This is a genomic window from Faecalicatena contorta (assembly GCF_022835095.1).
Lineage (GTDB): Bacteria > Bacillota > Clostridia > Lachnospirales > Lachnospiraceae > Faecalicatena > Faecalicatena contorta.
The window spans coordinates 2,253,309-2,277,002 of record NZ_BQNQ01000001.1 but is presented as its reverse complement, the minus strand read 5'-3'; the positions used below and the strand labels follow the sequence as shown (position 1 = coordinate 2,277,002).

18 protein-coding genes are annotated in these 23,694 nt (G+C 47.0%); all 18 read right to left on the bottom strand.

The genetic code is table 11. The features are described from left to right. Positions 1-26: 26 nt before the first annotated feature. A complete protein-coding gene (smc, locus tag MWG26_RS10160) occupies positions 27-3,587 on the bottom strand; it encodes a chromosome segregation protein SMC (RefSeq protein ID WP_025657666.1) in 3,561 nt (1,186 codons plus the stop codon). A 12-nt stretch (positions 3,588-3,599) separates the two neighbouring features. Then, entirely contained in the window at positions 3,600-4,289 is a 690-nt protein-coding gene (gene rnc / locus MWG26_RS10155) for a ribonuclease III (RefSeq protein WP_117440653.1), read from the bottom strand. A gap of 58 nt (positions 4,290-4,347) precedes the next feature. Then, entirely contained in the window at positions 4,348-4,578 is a 231-nt protein-coding gene (gene acpP, locus MWG26_RS10150) for an acyl carrier protein (protein WP_025657667.1), read from the bottom strand. A gap of 25 nt (positions 4,579-4,603) precedes the next feature. Next, positions 4,604-5,629: a phosphate acyltransferase PlsX gene (plsX, locus tag MWG26_RS10145; RefSeq protein ID WP_025657668.1), complete on the bottom strand. Its 1,026-nt coding sequence runs from the start codon at positions 5,627-5,629 to the stop codon at positions 4,604-4,606. 94 nt (positions 5,630-5,723) lie between these two features. Beyond that, positions 5,724-6,014: a GrpB family protein gene (locus MWG26_RS10140; RefSeq protein WP_025657669.1), complete on the bottom strand. Its 291-nt coding sequence runs from the start codon at positions 6,012-6,014 to the stop codon at positions 5,724-5,726. A 427-nt stretch (positions 6,015-6,441) separates the two neighbouring features. Further along, positions 6,442-7,482 carry a LacI family DNA-binding transcriptional regulator gene (locus MWG26_RS10135; RefSeq protein WP_025657670.1) on the bottom strand — a complete coding sequence of 347 codons (1,041 nt, stop codon included), beginning with the start codon at positions 7,480-7,482 and terminating at the stop codon, positions 6,442-6,444. A 68-nt stretch (positions 7,483-7,550) separates the two neighbouring features. After that, the gene (locus MWG26_RS10130) at positions 7,551-9,890 is read right to left on the bottom strand and encodes a hypothetical protein (protein ID WP_025657671.1); all 2,340 of its coding nucleotides are present in this window, start codon (positions 9,888-9,890) and stop codon (positions 7,551-7,553) included. Positions 9,891-9,956: 66 nt separating this feature from the next. Then, on the bottom strand, positions 9,957-11,558 hold the full coding sequence (locus MWG26_RS10125) for a glycoside hydrolase family 43 protein (protein ID WP_025657672.1): 1,602 nt from the start codon (positions 11,556-11,558) through the stop codon (positions 9,957-9,959). 40 nt (positions 11,559-11,598) lie between these two features. Continuing rightward, the gene (locus MWG26_RS10120) at positions 11,599-13,920 is read right to left on the bottom strand and encodes a hypothetical protein (RefSeq protein WP_025657673.1); all 2,322 of its coding nucleotides are present in this window, start codon (positions 13,918-13,920) and stop codon (positions 11,599-11,601) included. 2 nt (positions 13,921-13,922) lie between these two features. After that, positions 13,923-14,912: an ABC transporter permease gene (locus tag MWG26_RS10115; RefSeq protein WP_049915918.1), complete on the bottom strand. Its 990-nt coding sequence runs from the start codon at positions 14,910-14,912 to the stop codon at positions 13,923-13,925. Next, positions 14,893-16,416: a sugar ABC transporter ATP-binding protein gene (locus MWG26_RS10110; protein ID WP_243002514.1), complete on the bottom strand. Its 1,524-nt coding sequence runs from the start codon at positions 16,414-16,416 to the stop codon at positions 14,893-14,895. The genes MWG26_RS10115 and MWG26_RS10110 overlap by 20 nt, the downstream gene beginning before the upstream one ends. A 76-nt stretch (positions 16,417-16,492) precedes the next feature. Then, positions 16,493-17,470 (bottom strand): sugar ABC transporter substrate-binding protein, encoded by a 978-nt coding sequence (locus tag MWG26_RS10105; protein ID WP_025657676.1) that lies wholly within the window; start codon positions 17,468-17,470, stop codon positions 16,493-16,495. Between the two features lie 231 nt (positions 17,471-17,701). Continuing rightward, positions 17,702-18,658: a carbohydrate kinase family protein gene (locus MWG26_RS10100; RefSeq protein ID WP_025657677.1), complete on the bottom strand. Its 957-nt coding sequence runs from the start codon at positions 18,656-18,658 to the stop codon at positions 17,702-17,704. Positions 18,659-19,261: 603 nt separating this feature from the next. After that, positions 19,262-19,525, bottom strand: a complete 264-nt coding sequence (locus MWG26_RS10095; protein ID WP_025657678.1) for a Mor transcription activator family protein — start codon at positions 19,523-19,525, stop codon at positions 19,262-19,264. A gap of 557 nt (positions 19,526-20,082) precedes the next feature. Beyond that, the gene (locus MWG26_RS10090) at positions 20,083-21,102 is read right to left on the bottom strand and encodes a LacI family DNA-binding transcriptional regulator (RefSeq protein WP_025657679.1); all 1,020 of its coding nucleotides are present in this window, start codon (positions 21,100-21,102) and stop codon (positions 20,083-20,085) included. A gap of 200 nt (positions 21,103-21,302) precedes the next feature. Next, positions 21,303-22,367, bottom strand: a complete 1,065-nt coding sequence (locus MWG26_RS10085; protein ID WP_025657680.1) for an alcohol dehydrogenase catalytic domain-containing protein — start codon at positions 22,365-22,367, stop codon at positions 21,303-21,305. Between the two features lie 63 nt (positions 22,368-22,430). After that, positions 22,431-23,219, bottom strand: a complete 789-nt coding sequence (locus MWG26_RS10080; protein WP_117440654.1) for an SDR family NAD(P)-dependent oxidoreductase — start codon at positions 23,217-23,219, stop codon at positions 22,431-22,433. Between the two features lie 35 nt (positions 23,220-23,254). Next, entirely contained in the window at positions 23,255-23,644 is a 390-nt protein-coding gene (locus tag MWG26_RS10075; protein WP_025657681.1) for a sensory rhodopsin transducer, read from the bottom strand. Positions 23,645-23,694 lie beyond the last annotated feature (50 nt).

Below are 23,694 nucleotides of genomic sequence, written 5' to 3'. Positions count from 1 at the left end.
CAGTTCAGATAAGCCGGAACTGCTGTCTATTTTTCCAGTTCATCCTCCAGAAGATCCACGGATACCAGTGTGGACACCCCCTTCTCCTGCATGGTGATCCCGTACAGCCTGTCCGCAGAAGTCATGGTTCCTCTTCTGTGGGTAATAACAATGAACTGCGTGTTCCTGGTCAGCTTGTGCAGATACTGTGCAAAGCGCACTACGTTGTTGTCATCCAGGGCCGCCTCAATCTCATCCAGAAGGCAGAACGGTGATGGCTTCAGGTTTTGTATCGCAAACAGCAGAGAAATCGCTGTGAGCGCCTTCTCCCCACCGGAGAGCTGCATCATATTCTGGAGCTTTTTGCCCGGCGGCTGTGCAATGATCCGGATCCCTGCTTCCAGGATATCCTCGTCCTCCATCAGTTCCAGAGTTCCTTTTCCGCCTCCGAAAAGCTGTTTGAATACAATGTCAAACTCCTTTGAAATCAGCGCGAACTGTTCTTCAAACTGCTTTCTCATGGCCGCATCCAGCTCATCTATGATCTTCATCAGCGTCGCTTCCGCCTCTACCAGATCATCGTGCTGGCCCTTGAGGAACTCGTAGCGCTCCGATACACTTTTATAGTCGTCGATTGCATTGACATTGACAGAACCCAGTTTCTTAATCTCGCCTTTCAGCGCCTGGATCTGTCGCTTCATATACGAGAGATCCGTCAGATTTTCATTACGCAGCTCCATCGCATGGTTGTAGGTCAGTTCATACTCATCCCACATATAGTTGATCTGCTTCTCAGAGGCCTCCTCATAGGATTCCCTGCGGCTGCTCAGCCGGAAGCACTCCTTATCCAGTTCGGACATGTGTCTGGAGAGTTCCTCCCTCTTTCCGAGAAATGCCTTATGCTTCTGGTTCAGCTCCTCCCGCTTGGCGACCTGGCTCTTGATCTCTGTATTTATCTCCTCAAAAAGCTCTTTTGAATTTTCAATGGTCTCTCTAAGATCCTGGATCTTGTCCTCTTTTTCCTGAATTTCTTCGGAAGCATTACCTTTATTGATGTCCAGTTCCTTTAATTCTATCTCGAACTTTTCCGTTTCTTCCTGAATTCGCGTTATGTTTTCCAGAATAAACGCATTCTGCTGTTCCAGGCTCGCATATGCCAGATGCACTTCTTCCGAATGTCTCAGCTGGACGGTCTCCTTTTCCTTGTCGGATTCCAGGCTTTCCTGCAGCTCCCCGATCCGGTTGTTCAGCTCCTTCTCCAGGGCTTCTGATGTCTCCAGTTCCATCTGGATGGAGTCCTCATTATCCAGGATCTCCCGCAGCCTCAGTTCTAAGCCCTCCTGCTCCTTGAGATACCCTTCACAGCGTAATTTAGCTTCGCGCTGCCGGTTCTGAACCTGCTCCACATTCATTTTCGCAGTGTTCTCTTTAACGGACGCTCTTCTGAGTTTCTGCTGGATCTCATCAATAGCACTGTAGCATGAAGTACGTTTTGCTTTGATCTCGTTCACCGACTGCTCACAGTCATCCATCTCTTTTTTCAGCATCCTGACCGTTTTTTCAAATTCTTCTATCTCCCGCCTTCTGCTCAGCAGGTTGCTGGAATTCTTGAAAGCGCCTCCGGTCATGGAGCCTCCGGGATTCATGAGTTCTCCTTCCAGAGTGACAAGCCGGAGCGATTGTTTGTATTTTCTGGCCAGTCGGATTCCGTTATCAATGTTATCCACTACAATGGTTCTGCCAAGCAACTGTTCAGCCAGCCCCATAAATCGGTCCTCCACCTGCACCAGCGTGCTGGCAAGGCCGATCACACCGGGCTCCTTCAGTGCTTCCTGCTGGCGGATCCCGCCGCCTCCATGCATGCTTGTCAGAGGCAGGAACGTGGCACGCCCAAACTTATTCTGCTTGAGATAGGCGATCATCCGCTTGGCGGTTTCCTCATTGTCGGTGACAATGTTCTGGATATTGCCTCCCAAAGCCGTCTCCACGGCGATCTCATATTCTTTTTCTACTTTAATGATATCCGCAACAACACCGATCAGTCCCTTTTCCCTGTCCTTATTGCTCATAATCCTGCGGATGCTGTTGCCGTATCCGTCGTATCGCTCGGTTATGTTCTTTAAGGATTCCAGACGGGAAGACTCTCTGTGGTAGGCGGTCTGTCCAATACGCAGCTGCTCCTGCTTCCCGGACAGTTCCTGCTGGAGCTTATCGATCTCCTGCTCATTCGTGCCGATCTGTTCCGTATAAGCATGGATTCTCCCGGAAATCTGCTGCAGCTCTTCCTCGTATGCGGCGAGTACTTCATTCTGTTTCTCCGCGTCTGACGACACCTCCAGGATCAGCCTGCCCAGTTCGGATTTTCTCGTTGTAATCTGCTCCTGTGTCGTTGCATAATGCTGGATCTTAGCCTTAGTGGACGCCCTGTTATTCAGAAGCTCTATGATCTCGGCCTTACTCTGTTCAATCTGCGCCGTATCCGAGGCAATCCGGCTCTGCACATCCACCAGCGCTTCCTTTGCCTGTGCATCGCTCTTTGCAACTTCCGCGAGCCTGGCCCTTACAGAAGTCTGTTCCCTTGCAAGTTCCGCCCGCTGGGCCTGTCTGGTCTCTATCTCCACACGGATCGTACTGAGACGGTTATCATAGTGCTCGTCATTCATCCGAACCGTATTGATCTGTTCTTTCAGAACATTGATCTGTCCCTCCAGCTGCTGCTTGAGAAGGGTCGTCTCATTGAGCTGGCTCTTTGCCTTTTCAATGGAAAAGTCGATGCTGTCCACTTCCTCCTCAATGGCCTCGTACTCCGTCTTCATCTCTTCGTACCGGACGTTTGCTTCTTCAAGCTCGTCCGAAGCGATTTGATACTTACTGTTCAGATCACGAATCTGATCTTTGATCCGCTCCGTCTCCAACAGGAACATATTAATATCGTAAGTCTTGAGTTCTTCCTTCTTCTTGAGATACTCCCTCGCCACCTCGGACTGGCGTTTTAAAGGCCCGATCTGCTTTTCAAGCTCTGAGAGAATATCATTGACACGGGTCAGGTTCTGTCTTTCCTCATCCAGTTTTCTGACTGACAGGTTCTTACGCCTCTTAAACTTAACAATCCCCGCAGCCTCGTCGAACAGCTCTCTCCTCTCCTCGGGCTTTCCGCTCAGGATCTTATCGATCTGCCCCTGTCCGATAATCGAATATCCCTCTTTCCCGATGCCGGTGTCATAAAACATCTCATTGATGTCCTTCAGACGGCATCCCGCGCCATTTATCAGATATTCGCTCTCACCGGACCGGTACAGCTTTCTCGTAACCGTAACCTCCTCGTAATCTACCGGAAGCTGATGGTCGGAATTGTCCAGCGTAATGGCCACCGATGCATAGCTCAGAGGCTTTCGGTTCTCTGTGCCGGAAAAGATGACATCCTGCATACTCCCGCCACGGAGCTGCTTTACCCGCTGTTCTCCGAGAACCCAGCGTACCGCATCGGCAACGTTGCTCTTGCCGCTGCCGTTCGGACCGACGATACCGGTTATTCCGTTGTGGAAGTCGAATTTTATTTTGTTGGCAAAAGACTTAAAGCCCTGTACCTCAATGCTTTTTAAATACATATAACACCTGCTCTATTTTTCTTTTCTCAATGCTAGTATTGCTTTATATGCGGCTTCCTGTTCCGCGGCCTTTTTGGTTCTTCCTTTTCCTATGCCGTAGCCATTTTCCTCAATCATGACCTCCACGAAGAAAGCCTTATTATGGTCAGGCCCTTCTTCTTTGATCAGCCGGTATGAAATACTCCCTGCCATTCTTGCCTGCACAATCTCCTGCAAAATAGTCTTGCTATCGAAAAAGAGCTTTTTATCTTCTAAATCCGTCAGTATAAACCGATGGATAAACTCTTTTGCATTAGTAAAACCACCGTCCAGGTAAATCGCCCCGATCAGGGCTTCCAGTGCATCCGATGTGATGGAATCCCGGTGCCTTCCGCCGGTTGCCTCTTCCCCCTTGCCAAGCAGCAGATAGGAACCCAGGTCTATATCCCTCGCGCAGAAAGCCAGGGACGGCTCACATACCATGCTGGCCCTTGTCTTTGTCAGTTCCCCCTCCGACACCTTCGGAAATTCCAGGAACAGATATTCACTGGAAACCAGTTCAAGCACTGCATCTCCAAGAAACTCAAGGCGTTCATTGCAGTGGTACTTCTCAAGATGCTTCTCGTTCGTATAGGAACTGTGCATCATGGCCCGGCGCAACAGAGAAAAATCCCGGAACTTATAACCGATCTTACTCTCCAGTTCTTTTAAACTATCTTTCATATTGTTCACCTTTCACTTAAAATGAAAAAGCCCATAGGGGCTTTTTCATCTGTTCCACTTATTCTACAGCCTTTCTTATCTGCTCAACGGCATCTCCAACTGTTGTAATCTTCTCTGCCTCATCGTTGTCAATCTCAATGTCGAATTCTTCCTCAATACCCATGATTATCTGGAAAATGTCCAATGAATCTGCCCCTAAATCATCTACAAATGTTGTTTCCATCGTAATATCCTCTGTAGAAACATTTAATACGTCTGCAATAATTTCCTGTAATTTTTCAAATTCCATAGTCCTCTTCCCTTTCTTCGCTACATTAATTTGTCGTTTTTTCTTCCTGCGCCTGGATGGCAGCCTTTATCTTCTCATTGATCTGCTGCTCCTTAAATGTTACGCATTGGATAATTGAATTACATACTTCTTTTGAAGTAGAGCTTCCATGTGTCTTGACAACTAGTCCATTTAATCCCAGTAGCGGCGCTCCGCCGTATTCGCTGGCATCAAAGTCTTTCAGTGTGGATTTGAGCGCCGGTTTGACCAGAAGCGCGCCTATCTTTGTCCTCAAAGAGGTCATCATGCTTCCCTTAATCTTACTGATCAGAGTTCCGCCTACGCCTTCAAAGAGCTTCAGGATCACGTTGCCCACAAATGCCTCGCAGACGACTACATCCACAGCTCCCGCCGGGATATCCCTTGCTTCCACGCTCCCCACAAAATTAATATCCCTGCATTCCTTGAGCAGCGGAAAGGTCTCTTTCACAAGGGCATTTCCCTTTTCTTCCTCTGCCCCGATATTCACAATGCCGACGGTGGGGTTCTTCTTTCCTATAATATTCTCCATATAGATGGATCCCATCTTAGCAAACTGGACAAGATGCGACGGCCTGGCATCCACATTGGCACCGCAGTCTATCAGCAGTGATACGCCCTTTGCAGTCGGGATCAGCGGAGCCAGCGGAGGTCTCTCCACGCCTTTAATGCGCCCTACAATCACCTGGCCTCCGACCAGTACCGCACCAGAACTTCCCGCAGATACAAATGCATCTGCCTCGCCCCTTTTCACCAGATTCATGGCCACTACAATGGAAGAGTCTTTCTTCCTGCGAATCGCCATAACCGGTGGTTCTGCAGTCTCAATAACCTCTGTTGCATTCACAATCTCAATCTGGTCTGTCGGGTAAGTATATTCTGATAACGTCTTCCTAAGCAGTTCCTCCTGTCCCGTAAGCAGAACCTTAATATCTTTCCTCTGCCGGACAGCCTCTACCGCGCCCTTAATCATCTCGCCTGGGGCATTGTCCCCGCCCATGGCATCTAACGCGATTCTTGTAATATCAGACATTTTCTTTCCTCCTAACGCTACTGCATTAATTCTACTAGACATCAATCTAAAAATCAACAAAAAAATGGAAATAGTTGTGGGAGTTCACTTTGCTTTAACGGGCGGAGGGGGACGCTCCATGAAGGGACCGGCACAAGCCGCCTTCATGGATATAGCCGATTGTTTCTAATCTGCTGACAATAACATGAAAAACCGAATAATCTTTGATCACCACATCAATGTCAATACAAGGTTTAGCAGAAAGCCCTGCCACTGAAGTACTGCCAACATGTTCAATGCCAATAATCAAATCGCCAGCAGCATCTTCAATTTCCTTCCTGATATTTTCAAAATCTGTTTTCCACTTAGAATCATAAGGCAAAACAATAACTCGTGTCGTCTGCATACTCAATCTCCCTTCCAACTTCATTCACAGCCAAACTACTGCTAATATGCCCGTAAAGTCATCCCCATACGCCGCCACGGTCTAAACTCCCCTCGGGGAGCGAGCCTTTACCTGCCGCTTGGAAGCACCAGCTTACCGGCAGCCGTGACGTGCTGAGAAAAGCCCCTGCCCTGTTGGAAATGCTTCCAGCGAGCCTAGCAGCAGTTAGCGGAAATCCGCAGAATCAGCCGGAGAAAAGCTGCTCACCAAAGCAGCTTTTCAGAACACCTGAGCCGCTTAATCATCAGATTAAGCGGTGAATGTGTTCGGTTCCGGCTGATTCTGCGGATTTCCACTTACTGCTGCTTGGCGCAGCGGCCCGTATTTCCAACAGGACAGGGGCTTTTCTCAGCACGTCACGGCTGTCGGTAAGCGTCCCTCCTGCCTATCACTCCCGCTTCCAGGATATATTTTGTCTGATATGGATGGAGAGTTCCGTCAAATATTGTCCTGCCGGTTCTATCCCCAGCCCGATATAATCATATAAAATCTGCAGCGGCAGTGCACCCTGCTTTTCCGGCTGCTGCCCAATGGTTGCGGCAATGACCCCTCTGTCCATAAAGGGCTTCTGCTTATTGATCACGTCGTTGGTGATCATCTTGATTCTTCTTTCTTTATCCAGCTTTTCGACTTCTTCACATATGCTGTAGTCACCCGGGTTGATGATATACAGCGCGTCTAAATCCACATTTTTTTTCACAACCTCAAGAACATTTGAATATTCTCCCTTTTGAAAGACAATATTAGAATCCCTGTTTACGATCTCGATCTGCGGATATCCTTCATCCAGTTCCTCTATAAACCCATCCAGCCTCTGCAGAAAGGAAGGCGACTGCTCGTCAAAACTGGTTGCCAGAGCGATCTTCCCCTTTTCTCGGGTCACAAGCGCGACCAGGCCGGCCGCAACTTTTCCGGAATCATGGTAATCGCATCCAACGTAAGAGAGCCTCCTGGCATCTTCCATATCCAGATTAAAAAAAACCATTGGGATATTTCTCTTATTCATCTTTTGAACGAATTGCCTGATGGAGTCCATATTGAGAGGCACTAATGCAATTCCATCCAGTTCATCGTCCTCTGCTTCCTGAAGAAGGGGCGCAATAAACTGATCTGACAATTCTTTGATCAGATAAAAATGGACAGTGACACCAAAGGTCTTCAGTTCTTCTGCCTTTCTCCTTGCCGCCCGGTAAACATCCGCAAAAAACAAATCCACCGGAGTATCGCATACAACGAATCCAAGTCTGATTTTTTTCTTTCTGGCCGCCAGCATCTGCCCGGCCATATTGGGCTCATATCCTAACTTGTCTGCTATTTCCTTTACCTTGTGATAGGTTTCTGCATTTACTCCCGGCCGGTTATTCAATACCCGGTCTACCGTTCCCCTGGACACACCAGCTATCTCCGCAATCTTTTTAATAGTTACCATACTTTATTCCTCTTCCGACTAGTGTACTTCAAGATGAATTATACCACGCCTTCTGCCATTCTTGGTTATTAATTGTGCAGATTTTTACAAATATCTCCAAAATCCAGGGTTCCATATTTTCTTTTCAGAGAATCCAGGTTCAGAAGTGTCATGCCGTTTACAAAACCATTGCATGTATCGTTATCATCCCCTTTATTCTTTGCCGCGGCTCCGGAGAATTCTTTATACTCCGTGTCCGCCAGCCAAAGGGACGTCATATATCCCTCGCACTGGACTCCCGGCATGGCATATCCATACATGTCTGAGGGCGTTGACAGTCCCTGCTGCATCCCTCTCGTCACGGCCTTTGCCACCCTTGCCAGTCTGCCGTCATGGCAATACTCTGCAGTTCTTAAAAATTCCGGGACAACCTCTTCAAATGAGCAGTCTACGTAACTGCCGGCCGGAATCACGTCACAGCCCGCCCATCCTGTTGTCCGGAAGCCATGACTTCCGAGCAGCGTGTCCGCATCAAAGGGTATGTCCCACAAGTACGTCCAGCCCGCAAGGATTCTGGCCGCATCTGCCGCACCCGAAAGATATTGTGTATCGCCGCACTGCTCATATAATGCAAGCATACTTCTCATAACAAACATCACACTCGCGGCATCCATCTTTACGGATTTTTTGTGGGAAGTATCGTTAATGCCTCCTATATATGTGGTGTCCCCAATATATTGGCAAAGGATAAACTCAGCCGCCTTTCTGGCTGATTCCAGATACTTTTCTTCCTTCGTATAGCGGTACACTTCTACCAGAAGCGGTATCGGGAATATCGCCCCGGACCCCTGTTCCTTTTCTGACCGCCCAAACCACTCCTGCGGATGCGCCAAAGGCTCTCCTTCCATCGTATATCCACGATTCCAGGAACCATTCGCATTCTGTATCCGCAGGAGCCTTTCACAGAAATTTAAAACCGCCTGCAGCCACTCCGGATGCTCCTGTCCATTTTCTTTCTCGATCAGATATGATTTCATCAAATAGAACATCGTATCGGTCATGGATCTGAAGTAATTTCCCTCTACTTTTGCTAGCTCACCGGCGATATCTATTAAAGCCCCCACAATCTGGTTCCCGAGATAATCCTCCAGCTCTTTTCTGTCATGGGAATATTGGAAAGGAAGGAGAATCCCCGTCCACCAGTATACAATTTCTTCTTTATCTACATGATAGAGGCCGATCGGAAGCCCCGATTTCTCTATGCAGTTTTCCACGAAATAATCCAATGTCTTTCGTGCACTCTCTCTGTATTGCAAAAGACATTCTGCACCGCGCTGTCCTTTTTCCCATGCAGCCGACAGCATATCATATGCAAGGAGTGTCTGCGCACCACAGAATCCATATTCGAGCAGGTTCTGTTCGCCATAACTCTGACGGGGCGAAAAATGGATAAAGTAGCCCGCTGGTCTTCCCTTTTTATCCGGGAATTCCCGAAAACTGTCGAGGACCATATCCCTCCTATACTGTACCGATTCCTCTAAAGTAAATGGAAGAGGCACCTCTTCTCGCAGTAGCCGGTCGATCTGGAGGGCCGTGGTCTGCCAGGAAGCATCCGTAAGCCTTTCTGCCTCCCCCGCCTGCAGTAGATAGGACATCTGTAATTTTGTTTCCTCTTCCACACCCTGATAAGCCGCCCATTCGGAGCCGTCCACGTTCAGGCAGAATGTATTTCTTTCATAAAAGGGGTAATCACAGCGCAGAATGCATTCTCCCACATGGTATTCCGAGGGGGCAATGCCCAAGGATCCAATGTCTGTATCATGGATAAAATGCCGCTTCTGGATCTGCCGGCGGGTAATTGTCGTGTCTTTGCATGGGGTATCTGCCCTGAGCAGTGATAGAAAACATTGGCTTTTTTGTGCATATGCGGTCACGGACATAGACGGATTTCTGTCATCCTTGTAATCCTGGCTGTAAGTCCCAAGGTAATCTTCCTCCCCGTCTCCGTCTGTATCATTTTTGTTATAAAAGGCCCCCGGAATCACGAATTGATAATCGTCAAAAGACGCTTCCCTGCTGCCCCTGACCCGAAACTCTGTGGTCAGATGGATCCCTGTTTCTTCGGTAAAGCGGGTGCATACCGCCGTTCTGTCCAATCTGATCAGCTGGTTTTCTATTTTCCAGATATCTCTGATCTTATACTGATTACCATACCGATCTTCCACCTGTGCCTCTCCATAAAAACCATCCTCATATACACCGCAGGCATCATAGCGGATTTTTCTCTTTGCCCCTTTGATATCCTTCAGCACAACAGGAAAGTCCACAAATACGCTCATATCCGGCCTGGACTCTTCTCTGTTCTTCCATATGGATATCATGGGAGAATAGGCCTCAAATTGGCGTATAAATTCCAACTCTATAAACATGGTACTCCCTCCTTTTTATTATGAAAGGGAATATTGCCTGCAAACACAATACTCCCTCTTTCTTCGTCACTCTTCTTCATCGAGCGGCTGATAAATCATATATTCAAATTCCGCCCTGCAGCGCCGCCCTGAAGTGTCCTGGCAACACAGAACAAGAAAGGTTCCCGTGAACCTGAGTCCATGTACGGCCTCATCATAATAATCATCCGACAGCTGCGAAGCGTCCAGTATTTCCCCTATATTCTGATACCTTTCCCCGTCGGGCGACCAGCAAAACTGCGCCTCCCTGTTTCTCACTTCCATTCTCAGATATAGTTCCTGTGCACTGCCGGCTGGCTGGCGTTCGCCTTTACTGACCCTGATTTTTCCATGATCGCAGACAAGCACCGATAATACTCTCCCTTTTTCCTCGTCCCAGCTCAGATTCAGATAAAAATAATTTGTCGTATCATAATACAGCGCCATGCCTGCTGCCTGCTGATAGTGAACCGGATCAAACCTAAGCTTCGTCTCAGCAGTAAAGTGAAAGTGTTCCCGCCTTATACCAACCAGGCTCTGTGTATGCAGTGATTCCATGGACTCTTTCCCATACAGGATCAGAGACTGCCTTTCTCTGTTAAAATCCATCCACCTGCTGTCTAAAGGGATGCGCAATGTCTGGAATTCGTCCGGGAGCCTGCCCGGAAAGACCATCTTTGCACTCTTTTTCTGTACTGGAAAATGGGGCAGTTCCGGAGCCGTTACCGCCTCCTTCGGCAGCCCTGATGGCTGATCCAGTACGAACCAGCCGTCCTCCGTCATCTTCAGCTTCTGAATTGCCGTCTCTCTGCCTAACATACAGCGGTTCTGGTTCCCGTTGGGCCGTCCGCACAGATGCGCCATATACCATTCCCCATCCTGCGTGCTGATCAGGCTGCCATGCCCGCATTTCTGCAGTGCCAGCTCCGGATGTCCATACGATGTCAGCAAGGGATGATAGGGGGAGAGCTCGTAAGGGCCTTCGATATTCCCTGCACGTGCAACTGTCACTGCGTGCTCATAGAATGTCCCGCCCTCAGCGCAGAAAAGATAGTACATCCCATTGATCTTATACAGATGCGGCCCTTCCGTCATCCCAATACTGCTTCCCTGGAATATCTTCTGCGGATTTCCTGTCAGACATTGTTTCTCTTCATCGTATTCCTGCAGTACAATTCCATCAAACGAAGCTGATTTATCCCGATGGTCCCACCGTTGGTTCAGCAAATACTTTTTCCCGTCGTCATCATGAAAGAAGGACGGATCAAAACCACTGCTGTTCAGATAAACAGGATCAGACCATGGGCCGCAGATGCTCCTGCTGCATGTCAAAAAATTGTCCACATCCTTATAGTAATTCCGGTAGGTCTTTACATTGGAATAGATCAGATAGAAAATACCATCGCCGTATGTCAGGCACGGCGCCCATACACCGCCTGAGTCAGGCACTCCCGTCATATCCACAAGCCTCTTTTCATTTAAAGGCCTGCTTATAAATTCCCAATGTACTAAATCTCTACTGTGATAGATTTCTACCCCCGGAAACCACTGAAACGTCGAAACTGCAATATAATAGTCATCTCCTGCCCTGCAGATACAGGGATCCGGATGGAAGCCTTTCAGTACCGGATTATTAATTATTTCTGCCATATATACCTCCGTCGAAACCGCTCATAGTTCTGAACACTCTTTATCCTTCTTTCACGGTTTGTTCTATGATTGTGTCAAAATCCATCGTATGGTACTTCTGTGATAAATAGTCTAAGTTCAATAGCGCCTGCCCGTTCACCAGTCCATTACATGTATCGTTATCATCCCCCTTGTTCTTGGCTGCAGCACCGGAAAAGCCCTTATACTCCGTATCCGCCAGCCAGAGGGAGGTCATATACCCCTCACACTGTACCCCCGGCATTGCATATCCGTACATATTCTGAGGCATGGACAAGCCGTGCTGCATCCCCCGTGTCACTATTTTCGCCAATACTGCCAGCTCCCTGTCCTTCAGGTATCCGGCGATGCGCAGCAGTTCGGGAATAAATTCTACAAATTCACAGTCTACATAACTGCCCGCAGGTATCACATCGCATACTGCCCACCCCGTCGTTTTAAAACCGTGCTTTCCGAGGAGTGTATTTTTATCAAACGGGATGTCCCAAAGGTAAGTCCAGCTTGCCAGTATGCGGGCTGCATCCCTTGCTCCTGTAAGAAGCTTCACATCCTTTGTCTGCTCGTACACCACCAACATGGTACGCATGGCAAACATCACGCCGACTGCGTCTATTTTAACCGACTTTTTGTGTGTCGTATCGTTGAGTCCGCCGATATATTCCACCTGGGAAGCATAATTGCCGTACACAAAATATGCTGCTCTTTCGGCAGACTTCAAGTACTTTTCCAACTTTGTAAGCGAATACAGTGCTGTCAGAATCTGGGCCGGGAAGATTGCCCCGGAACCCTGCTCCTTTTTGGACGCCCCGAACCACTGCGGCGGATTTGTAAGCGGTACTCCCTCCATCGAATATCCGCGGTTCCAGGAACCGTCTTCATTTTGTATCTCAACCAGCTTATCGCAGAATTTGATTACGGCTTCCAGCCATTTCGGATGTTCCTTTCCTTGTTCCTTTTCGAACAGATAGCACCGCAGCAAATAGTACATAGAATCGACCATAGACCTGCAGTAGTTACCCTTTACCTTTTTCAGCTCCTTTGCGATTTCCATCAAAGAGCTCACCACCTGGCTGCCAAGATACCCCTCCAGTTCCTCCCTGTCATCCGAGTACTGGAACGGAAACAGGATTCCCGTCCACCAGTATACATACTCCTCCTTATCCACATTGTAAATTCCGTTCGGCAGTCCCGACTCCTCAATACAGTGATCCACAAAGTAATCGACCGTTTTAAGCGCCCTTTCCCTGTATTCCCCGGATCCATTGTCCTTTGCCGCCGCCAGCATGTCCAGGCTCAGAAGTGTCTGTGCCCCGCAGAAACCATATTCCAGAAGGTTCTGTTCCCCATAATTGCTGCGTGGAGAAAAATGTACGAAATACCCCGCCGGCGCTCCCTTCTTTTCCGGGAACTCCCGGAAGCTGTTGTGGATCATTTCACGCCTGTAATGCTGCGCCTCCTCTAAAGTAAAGGGCAGTGCTGTCTCCTGATCCAGAATTCTGTCCAGCTGAAGAAGTGTCGTATTCCAGGATGCCTCTGTCAGGCTTTCTGCCTCCCCTATGCAGAGCAGATATGTCATGGAAAAGTCCTTGTTTTCTCCAATCTCTTTGTAGGCTGACCACTCTGAACCATCTACATTGAGACAGAATGAATTTCTTTCATAGAAGGGGTAATCGCATCGCAGGATAAATTCCTGCGTCCGATACTGGGATGGTGCGATTCCCAGGGAACCTATATCTGTATGATGAATAAAATGGCGGGCTTTGATCTGCTCCCGGGTGATTGTCTTATCCTCCTGCGGTAAATCCCCTCTGATCAGAGATACCGACCAATTTCCTTTTTTTCCATAAGCTGTGACCGAAAGAGCCGGATTTCTGTCGTCCTTATAATCCTGGCTGAATGTTCCCAGATAATCATCTACCCCGTCCCCGTCCGTATCATTATGGTTATACAGGGCCCCGGGTATTATAAATTCATAGTCGTCAAAAGATGCTGCCTTCAAATCCCTGCACCGGAATTCAGAAGTCAGGCGGATCCCCGTCTGCTCTTTTACCTCTTTGCAGGACACTTTTCGTTCCAGTTTATAGCTGTCCTTCTCTGCTGTCCATACGTCCGTGATGGTATAGCAGTTGCCATATAAATCCCTGGCCTCTATTCCAGCCTGATATCCATGTTCCGTACTTTCATAACTATCGTACCTAAGCTTTGTTTTCGCGCCGGAAATGTCCTGCATAACTACAGGGAAATCGAGAAATATTTCCAGTCCCGGTTCCCCCTTCCCGCAAATTCCTTTCATCAGTACGGAATATTTTTCATACTGTCTTATAAATTCTATTTCTGTATACATGCCTATCCCCTCTTCTTAATATGTAATCGCTTGTTATTCCTCAAAGTATCCAGGTACACTGCCAATAATATAAGAAGTCCTTTTACAATAATCTGCCAGTAGGAGGTGACATGCAGCATATTCAGCCCATTATTCATAAACCCGATAATCAGCACGCCGATCATCACGCCTCCTGCAGTTCCAATTCCACCGTTAAAGCTGACGCCGCCTAAGACCGCTGCCGCAATCGCATTACATTCATATCCCGCACCGGATGCAGGCTGGGCTGAATACACTCTCGATGCCAGCATAATACCGGCCATTGCGCTCATGATGCCGGTAAATATAAAGACGCTGGCGGTTATTTTTTTCACCTTGATTCCCGCATATACAGCCGCGCTTCTGTTCCCTCCTATTGCATACATGCCTCTTCCGAATTTTGTTTTATTAAGCAGGATGCTGGTAAATACAAGGCATACAATAATGACGATCCCCAAAATCGGGACAGGCCCTATATATCCGGTTCCGATCGCACTGAACGTCTCATCATAGCACATGATTGATTTTCCGTTTGTCATAAGATATGCCGCGCCTCTGAAGCACTGCTGCGTGGCAAGGGTTATAATAAAACTCGGGATGGTTGTAAATGTTGCAAGCAGGCCATTGATGATCCCGCAGAGGGCTCCGAATACCAGCGTAATGATAACTGCCGCTGCCGTAGGGATGCCGCTTTCAATCATAGAAACACAGACACAGCCGCTCAGGGCAAGAACGCTGCCTACGGACAGGTCAATGCATCCGATAATCAATACCATTGCCATTCCAAACGCCAGCACGGAATCCACGCTGATCTGCCTCGTAACGGACAGAATATTATCGGCTGTTAAAAATGTATCTGTGAAAACCGACAGAGCCAGTACAATCAGCAGCAGCGCGATCAATATCATAAAGTTGCGCTTCAAAAATTTTTTCAGGCTTTGGCTGACATGGCTTTTATTGGTGATAAATTTCATGTTCATATCCTCCTGTTGCATAATGCATGATCTGTTCCTGGGTGACTTCTTCCTTCTTCGGATGAAAAAACCTGACCAGTTTTCCTTCACACATGACACCGATTCTGGAGCTCATATTCATAACCTCGGGCAGCTCCGAAGAGATTAAGATGATTGCCACGCCCCGCTCTGCAATCTGACAGATTAAATGGTATATATCTGACTTTGCGCCTACATCCACCCCTCTGGTCGGTTCGTCCAGGATTAAGATCTTTGGGTTCGACGCCAGCCATTTCGATATCACTACCTTTTGCTGGTTTCCTCCGCTGAGTTCAACCGCAAGCTGCTGGGTATCCGCCATTTTAATTTCAAGCTGGTTTACATATTCATCTAGGATCTGCTGCTCCTTTTTGGCGTCTACGGAGATTCCCTTTATAAATTCATCCATTACTGTGACTGTCATATTAAAGGAAATTGAATTTTCCAAAAACAGGCCGTTTTCTTTTCTGTCTTCAGGGACAAGCGCTATCTTCTTCTGGATTGCATCCCGCGGTGATTTTACGATACATTTTTCACCCTCCAGATAAATACTGCCGGCCTGAACCTCGTCCAAGCCAAACAAAGCTTTTGCAAGCTCTGTCCTTCCTGCCCCCATAAGACCTGTTATCCCAAGAATTTCCCCTTCAAAAAGTGAAAAATTAATATTTTCTACCTTTTCTGTTGTCAAATTTTCAACCCTGAGCACTTCTTTTCCCAGTTTCACCTCATAATCAGGGTAATAGTCTTCTATTTTATGCCCCACCATATTCTGGATAATCTGCTCATAGCTGATCTCCCTGATGGGCGCTGTTACAATATGGCGCCCATCCCGCATGATCGTAATACTGTCCGCAATCTCATTGATTTCGTCCATTTTGTGGGATATATAGATAATCGATACCCCTTTTTCACTCAGTGATTTTATCTGTCCAAACAAAAATTCCACTTCTCTGTCGGTCAGCGATGAAGTTGGCTCGTCCATAACGATAATCCTGGCATCAGTGGAAAGTGCTTTCGCAATTTCCACCATCTGCTGCTGTGATATGCTGAGTTCTCTGACTATTGTATCCGGCTTCAGGGTTGAGAGGCCGATCCTTTCCAATATTTCCGCCGCTTTCTTGTACATCTTCTGATAATCCACAAAGCCTGCTTTTGTCTGAAACTCTCTTCCCAGAAAGATATTTTCACCGACTGTCATATCCTGCACAAGCACGATTTCCTGATGAATGACTGCTATGCCATGTTTTTGCGCCACTTCGACAGAACCCAGGCCAATTGGCACACCGTCGATGATCACCTCACCTGTATCACAGTCATAGATCCCTCCCAGTATCTTCATTAAAGTAGACTTTCCCGCGCCATTTTCTCCCGCAAGCGCCCTCACTTCCCCTGCGTGCATGGAAAAATCCACATCATGTAATACCTGCACGCCGCCGAAGCTCTTATTGATGCCTTTCATCTGCAGAATGTTTTCTTCATTCATCATCTATGTCTCCTTTATGGCGGCACACGATACTAGTACATCGTGTGCGCTGCCGCAAGTATATATTACGCACCTGTATTTACTCAATTCCCCAATACTCTTTGTAAGTATCCAGGTCATCTATTGTACAAAGGCTGAATTTTAAGCGTGGATCTTCGCCGCATTTTCCGGTTTTCAGCACCTCAACTGCCTTATCTGCTGCTTCTGCCGCCAGTTCCTTCATCGGATATACCGCTGTGATATCCAGAGCCCCGTCTTCCATGTTTCTGATATCCCCTGAAAGTCCATCTACATTTGCAACCAGAATATCATCCGTCTTGCCGGCCGATCTGACTGCCGCCGCAATCCCGACTCCGCAGTTCGAATTATTTCCAAAGATTGCGGTAACATCCGGGTACTGCTGCAGCCAGTCTTCCGTCTTTTTCATGGCGGCATCTTCCGTACATACACCGTCAAAGACTTCCAGTACCTCGATCCCCTCATTTTCGGCCATGGCAGCCTTGAAGCCGTCGCCTCTCTCCCTGCATACAAATGCTACATCGTAGGTCAGAATACATACCTTGCCTTTTCCGCCAAGTTCTTTGGCTACTTCCTGCCCCACCTCATATCCTGCCGTATAATTGTCACTTGTAACGGAGCCCACCACAAGTTCCAGCAAATCATCTCCTAATACCTGGTTCACGCTCAGAACAGGGATATCTGCCTTGTTGCACAATTCAAATGCAGATTTTACGCCTACGGAATCACATGCCTCTACAATAATCAGCTTGGCCCCCTGGCTGATGAAATCCTCTACATCCTTTGTCTGCTGGGCCTGATCCAGGTTTGCATCCTTTATGACTGCCTGATAGCCCTCTTCTTCTACTTTCTCTTTAATTGTGTCGCACATGATCGTGAGACCTTCGTTGGTGTACATAGATGTGGTGATCCCAATTAAACCTTTACTCTCTCCCTCCGTCTTCTTGGGCGCGTCCCCCGCCTTCTTTTCCCCCGGACTGCATGCACACATGGCCGCGGCCATACCAATACATAACAGCATACAAAGAGTTTTTTTCATAATACTTTCTCCTTTCAAGTGAATATTCTGATTATTTTGTTATTGTGCCCGTGCACGGACTTTCTTTTTCTCAGAATATCACCTGTATATTTAATTGTCAATCGCTTTTTGATCTTCACTTTATTTTTGTATATTTTCGCTATTTATAACTTGAAAATTTCTCTGTTTTTACTAAAAAGAAAACACCTGGAAATACCTGCATGATTTCCAGATGTCCGCTGACTCATTGATCTATTTTATTATATCTGTCCGGCTGCCGTTCATTTTTTGCTGTTTGATCCCGGTTACCGCCCCTACATACTGAACAGAGACAGCCGCGCAGTGTGTGCCGTAATCGCAGCACGTTCTTAAGTCCCACCCACACAGCAGCCCGTGAATAAATCCGGCCACAAAATTATCTCCGGCCCCCGTGGAGTCCACTGCCTTAACCTTTCTGGCGGGAAACTGAAAACTCCCGTTCCCGCTGACTGCCGTGCAGCCTTTTTCTCCGGTCTTTATGACCACATTTTTCACCCCATATTGGAGGAAGACACTGCCCATCCCGGCAAGGGTTCTTTGCTCCGCCCCCGCCAGAATCCGGCTGTAATAGGACGCTTCGTTTTCATTCGGGAAGAAATAGTCTATGTAAGACAGGATTTCCAGGAGGTCCTCCCTGGAAATCTCCCTGTATGTGGGCATTTTGGTATCCGCACAGATGATCGCGCCCTCGGCTTTGGCCGCCTTCATCAACCGAAGAATACTTTCTTTTTTGTCCAGCGGCGCCCGAAACAGACTGGCAAATGATACGGCCTTTGCCCCGCGAAAGGCACGTTCGTCCGGCTCGTATCCCGCCAGCAGGGTAGCAGGGCTGTTGGCGGACTGCCGGCTCCCGTTTTTTTGTACCATCAGATTAGCCACCGGGGTAGTAATACTTGCAGATACCGCCGCATGGGAAACATCTACTCCATTGCTTCTGGCCGTATGCAGTACGATGTGGCCTGCCAGGTCATCTCCCACCGCGCACACCAGGCTGACCTGGTACCCCAGATGGGATAAGACGATGGACTCGTTTAAGGCATCACCTCCTGTATTTAACGAGATAGAGTCCGCCCGATATACATTTTTCTTATAAGGCTTCTCTTCCATCCCTCTGGTGATACAGTCAACTAATGCCTGTCCAACACATACAACATGCTTTTGGTGTTCCATCATACGAACTCCCTGTTTTAATTCATCCTGTGAAAGATATGGCTGCTGTCAAAACGATCGTTCCATCTTCCCCTTGGGAAATCGAACGACATGCCCCATATGTTTCTTGATTTTACGATGTACTGGTTTCGTTTCTATGATTTTATTTCATTTTATTATACCTAAAACACACGCTTTTTAACACCCCCTAGTACATCGTAAAATAAGTAACTGACTCATAAGAGAAGATAACGTTTCGAGAGAGCCGCTCCACATAAGCAGGCGTAGCGGGCTGCGCTGAGGTTTGTGGAGCAGCGCTATCGACAACTTAGGTTGGCTCTTATTGCAGTTAATTATTATACTAGTGAATGAACTTACAACACTTGAGTAGTATCCATATCAGGATTCCCCCTGTTCCCGGCGGCCATAAAAACGTACCGAGTGTCAGTATTGCTATAAAACGCATCGAACAGATTTCTACTCTGCCGAACATATAAATCAGTATAATGGAGAAAACTATTCCCATCGAAACCTCCTGCCTCCTTAATCTTTTGTTTAAGACCTGCTTGTTACCATTTTTTATGTACTTATTTTTTCAATGACCTGCATTCCATATTGATATATTTAACTTTGTCTCTTATTTAAGAGGTTTCTAAGGTGTCTTTCGGTATATCCGTACTCTCTCGCCAGAGCCTTCAGATTTTTACCGTTATACCGTTCATTTACTATTTTAGATATATAATCAGTTCTGTAAAGCCGCATGGGGAAGGTTATTTGCTGTCCCTTCATGTTTTTATAGATCTCTTCCGTATTTTCTATGCCCACAAGTTCAACCAGCTGATTGTATATCTCTGCCAGGCCTTCTCGTTTATCTGCTGTGATTAGCAAGCCAATCCCTCCTTCCTGCGGTAACTATACAGAAAATTCAATATTTTATCATCTGCTTATTGCATTGAATTTTTCCTTATATATTTCCATATATTTTAAAGATTACTGACCTTTTAACACCCTAATCCTATTATAGAATAAAAGTGGGCAAGCCCACTTCAGCTCCCCGCTCCCTTGCTCATGAGGGGCTTGCACGCTTTGGCGCCGCCGCGATGCCGCTTTACGGCTATATACCTTATCGCGGCGTGTGCATCCTTCCAGAGGAATTTCCTATATCAGAACAAAGTAGGCAAGCCCACCTCATATCCCCACCCCCGCACTCATGAGGGGCTTGCACAATGGCGCCGCCGCGATGCCGCTTTGCGGCTATATACTTTATTGCGGCGTGTGCATCCTCCCGGAGGGTTTTATGATATAGAAAATTCCATAGTAATTTTCTATATCATAAAAAGGCCTCCCGGAATCCCGGAAAGCCTTGTCTTCTCTGTTCTTAGTCTTTTTAACCTTCTTTTATCAATGATTGATCCCTTTTCAGCAATTTGAAACGGTATACTTTCTTACTTATTTTTTACAGTTGTTGTTTCTCTTAACATTAATTCCAATTCAAAGCCGTTGTTATGAGGAACCTCTTCTTTACCTTCTAACTGGGCAACTAAGAGTTCTACTGCCCTTATGCTCATTTGTTCGATGGGAACATTGACTGTTGTAAGCCTGGGGTTGCAGTATTTGGAAAACTCTATGTTGTCGAAAGAGGCAAGCATGATGTCTTCAGGGACTTTTACACCGTGGTTGCGCAGACAGTTCAAAGCGCCTATTGACATGATATCGGTGTCACTTAGAATGGCATCCGGCAGAGTGTCTTTTTTAAGGATCAGTTCTGCCGACTCGTAGCCTGTCTGCATAGTGTATTCTTTTTCAAGCCTGATGATGCTGTGGGGCTTTAAACTATACTTTTCCATCGTCGTTAAGAAACCTTTTAGTTTCGGCTCATGGATCGTGTCTTTTGTCTTGCAGCCAATATATGCTATGTCGTGGTTGCCGACAGCGATCAGGTATTCGCAGATTTTCTGAATGCCGCTTGTGAAGTCTGCATGTACGATCTTGTTCGAATCATACTCACTGAAAAATCTGTTGGAATTACTCATTATGACCATCGGTACTTTCTCATGACGCTTCGCAAAATCTATGGACTGTTCCATATCATGGAAATAGCAGAGGATTAAACCGCTGAAATAATGGATTGGCAATGATTCAAACAGTGTGTCTATATTCCCATTTACGTCGTTGATTGAATATAGGACAACGGAATAGTTGTATTTCAATGCTTCTCTTCTGATTGTATTAAAGAGGGCCGCATGAAACGGATTCCTGATTTCTTGTGCAATGACTGCGATTGTCTTCGAATCCTGCACTCTCAGGTTTCTGGCAAACAAATTGGGTTTATAGTTCAATTTTTGAATCGCGTCCTCAACTGCCGCCCTTTTATCTTCCTTTAATAAATCCGGCGTATTCAGATATTTTGAAACGGTCCCTACCGAAACTCCGGCTAATTTTGCAACATCTTTTATTACTGCCACAAGTAATCCCCTTCCTGTCAGCAAGAATATGCCTGAAACATGCCGGCGGCAATGAGTATCCAGACATATCCTTCCGCTGATATCCGTTTTATGTATTTTGCTTGGATAGCTTGTTATATTATAGCAGAAATCGATAGGATTTTCAGCAAATACCTATTTCTTATAACATTTTTTCCACCTATTCCGAATATGTCGGAAAGTTAAGGGATCAGCATCACTTTCATGGCTGTCGGCTCTTTCTCCGCTGCCTCAAAGGCTTCTTCCCACTTATCCAGTCCAAAAGAATGTGATATCAGCCCGTCTGTGCGGATCAGCCCGCTTTCAATTCCTGAAATAACTGCCTGGAAGGTGAGCGCTGAGAGATGGGAACCTTTGATTGTCAGTTCTTTCCCATCTCCAATCACATTCCAATCCGCCTTAACCTCATCGGCAAATACCCCCATCTGGATATATCTCCCATGATTCTTCAGTGAGTTTAAACCTTGGGTCACGCTGATTCCGCTGCCGGATGCCTCTATATATACATCGCAGCCATAACCTCCGGTTAATTTTGCAATTTCTTCCTCTACATTGCACTCCATAGGATTGAGCACATAATCAGCTCCATATTTTTTTCCCATTTCCAAGCGGAATTCTTTTACATCTATTCCGACAATCATCTTAGGCAGACAGAGCCTTGCCAGATTAACCATAGAAGTTCCGATTGCTCCAAGCCCGGCAATTACAACCACGTCATCGTGTCCGATATCCGCCAGCTCTACCGCATGCATTCCACATGCTATAGGTTCTGTCAGCACTGCCTGCTCTGTAGTAAAGGAATCCGGAATCTTGTGGATAATACTGTTTTTATGCAGCTTGATGTACTCTGCGAACCCTCCGTTTATGTGTTGTTTGAACCCGTATACGGCGGAACCGGTGCACATCCAATATTTTCCCTGCCGGCAGAATTCACATTCATTGCAGGGGACAATCTGCTCCGCCACAACCAAATCGCCCGGCTTGTATCCGCTCATTTCTGACCCTGCTTCTGCCACTTCGCCGAAGAACTCATGACCGCCAATTACAGGCGCCTCAATATAGCGGTTTTCCTCGCTGGTTCCCCAAATCCGGATGCCTCCATGATAGGATTTTACATCCCCCGCACAGACTCCGCATCCTTTCACTTTTACCAACAGTTCGTCTGCCCCAATCTTTGGGATATCCGTCTCTTCCAGCCTGTTATCATATGGCGCATAAGAAAATAATGCTTTCATTTTTCCTTCCATCTTTAAACCTCCTGCTTTTATAGCTCAGATCCGTTTTTTCGGTTCCCGGCTGTTATGTAAGCTCTAGTTTCCTTGCTTTTTTGCATGTTCGTAAGCCAGATAGGTGTTCTGCACTTTGAACATTCCGCCGTCAATTCCTATAATTTCCCCTGTCACATATCCGCCTTCCGGTGAAGTCAAAAATCCCACCAGGGCAGCCACGTCCTCTCCTGTTCCAAATCGGTTCAGGCACAGATCCTTTACCTGTTCATCCCCACGTTCCTGTATCATGGCATCTGTCATATCCGTATGGATGATTCCCGGCGCATATGCATTTACGCTGATGTTATATGGGCCCAGCTCCGCCGCACTGATTTTCGTCAGCATATCCACCCCTGCCTTGCTCGCGGCGTATGCCACCAGCCCGCAGTCAGCAAAATGCCCGGAAATTGAAGACGCATTGGCAATCCTTCCATAATTGTTCTTCTTCATATACTCCGCCGCATTTTGCAGCATGTAAAATTGGCTCTTAAAATTAGTGTCTATTACGCGGTCCAGATAAGCCGAATCCATCTCATCGATGAACCTGAAATCAAAGATTCCCGCATTATTTACCAAAATATCTATCCGTCCGAATTTATCCCCAATCTCCCGTACGGTACGCTGAACCTCTTCCTCTTTTGAAACATCCGCCTTGTAAACACAGCACTCAGGAACAAATTTCTGCATCACTGCCAAGGTCTCCTTTGCGCTCTCTTCATGGGATCGGTATATTGCACAGACTATATTCCCTTTTCTTGCAAGCTCCACGCTGATTGCCTGCCCCATCCCCCGGGTTCCTCCGGTCACGATCGCTACTCTTCTCTTCTCCATTACTGTCTCTCCTCTTTTTTTGACTTTTCGGTTAACTAGTCTTCAAAATACGGCATCACTGCAAAGGACTGTGCAGCCCCGTCTATCCAGTTGAGCCTGGCATATTCTGTGACGATATTCCTGTCACTGCTTATGATTGCCGAATAACATACAGAGGTGGGAATCGTAATATTCCACTCCTGCACCTGGTCCATGCGGATATGCCTTGCTGACTTTGGCATCACCTGGATCCCGTCCAGCAGAACTGGTTCGTCCCCGTTGTCAAATATCAGTTCCAACTTCACGTTCGCTGTCGAATCCCCTGTATTCAGGAGCGTAATGCTCTCATGGGAAGGCGTCGGCATATTGCCCGGTTCCTTCATATATAAATCAGGTATGCACCACTTCTTATGGCCCATCCCATTCCTTGTGTTTTGCTGCCCCATTTGTGATATCCTCCTAATTTTCTTATAATACTTGCTCTTTCTCTGCATTC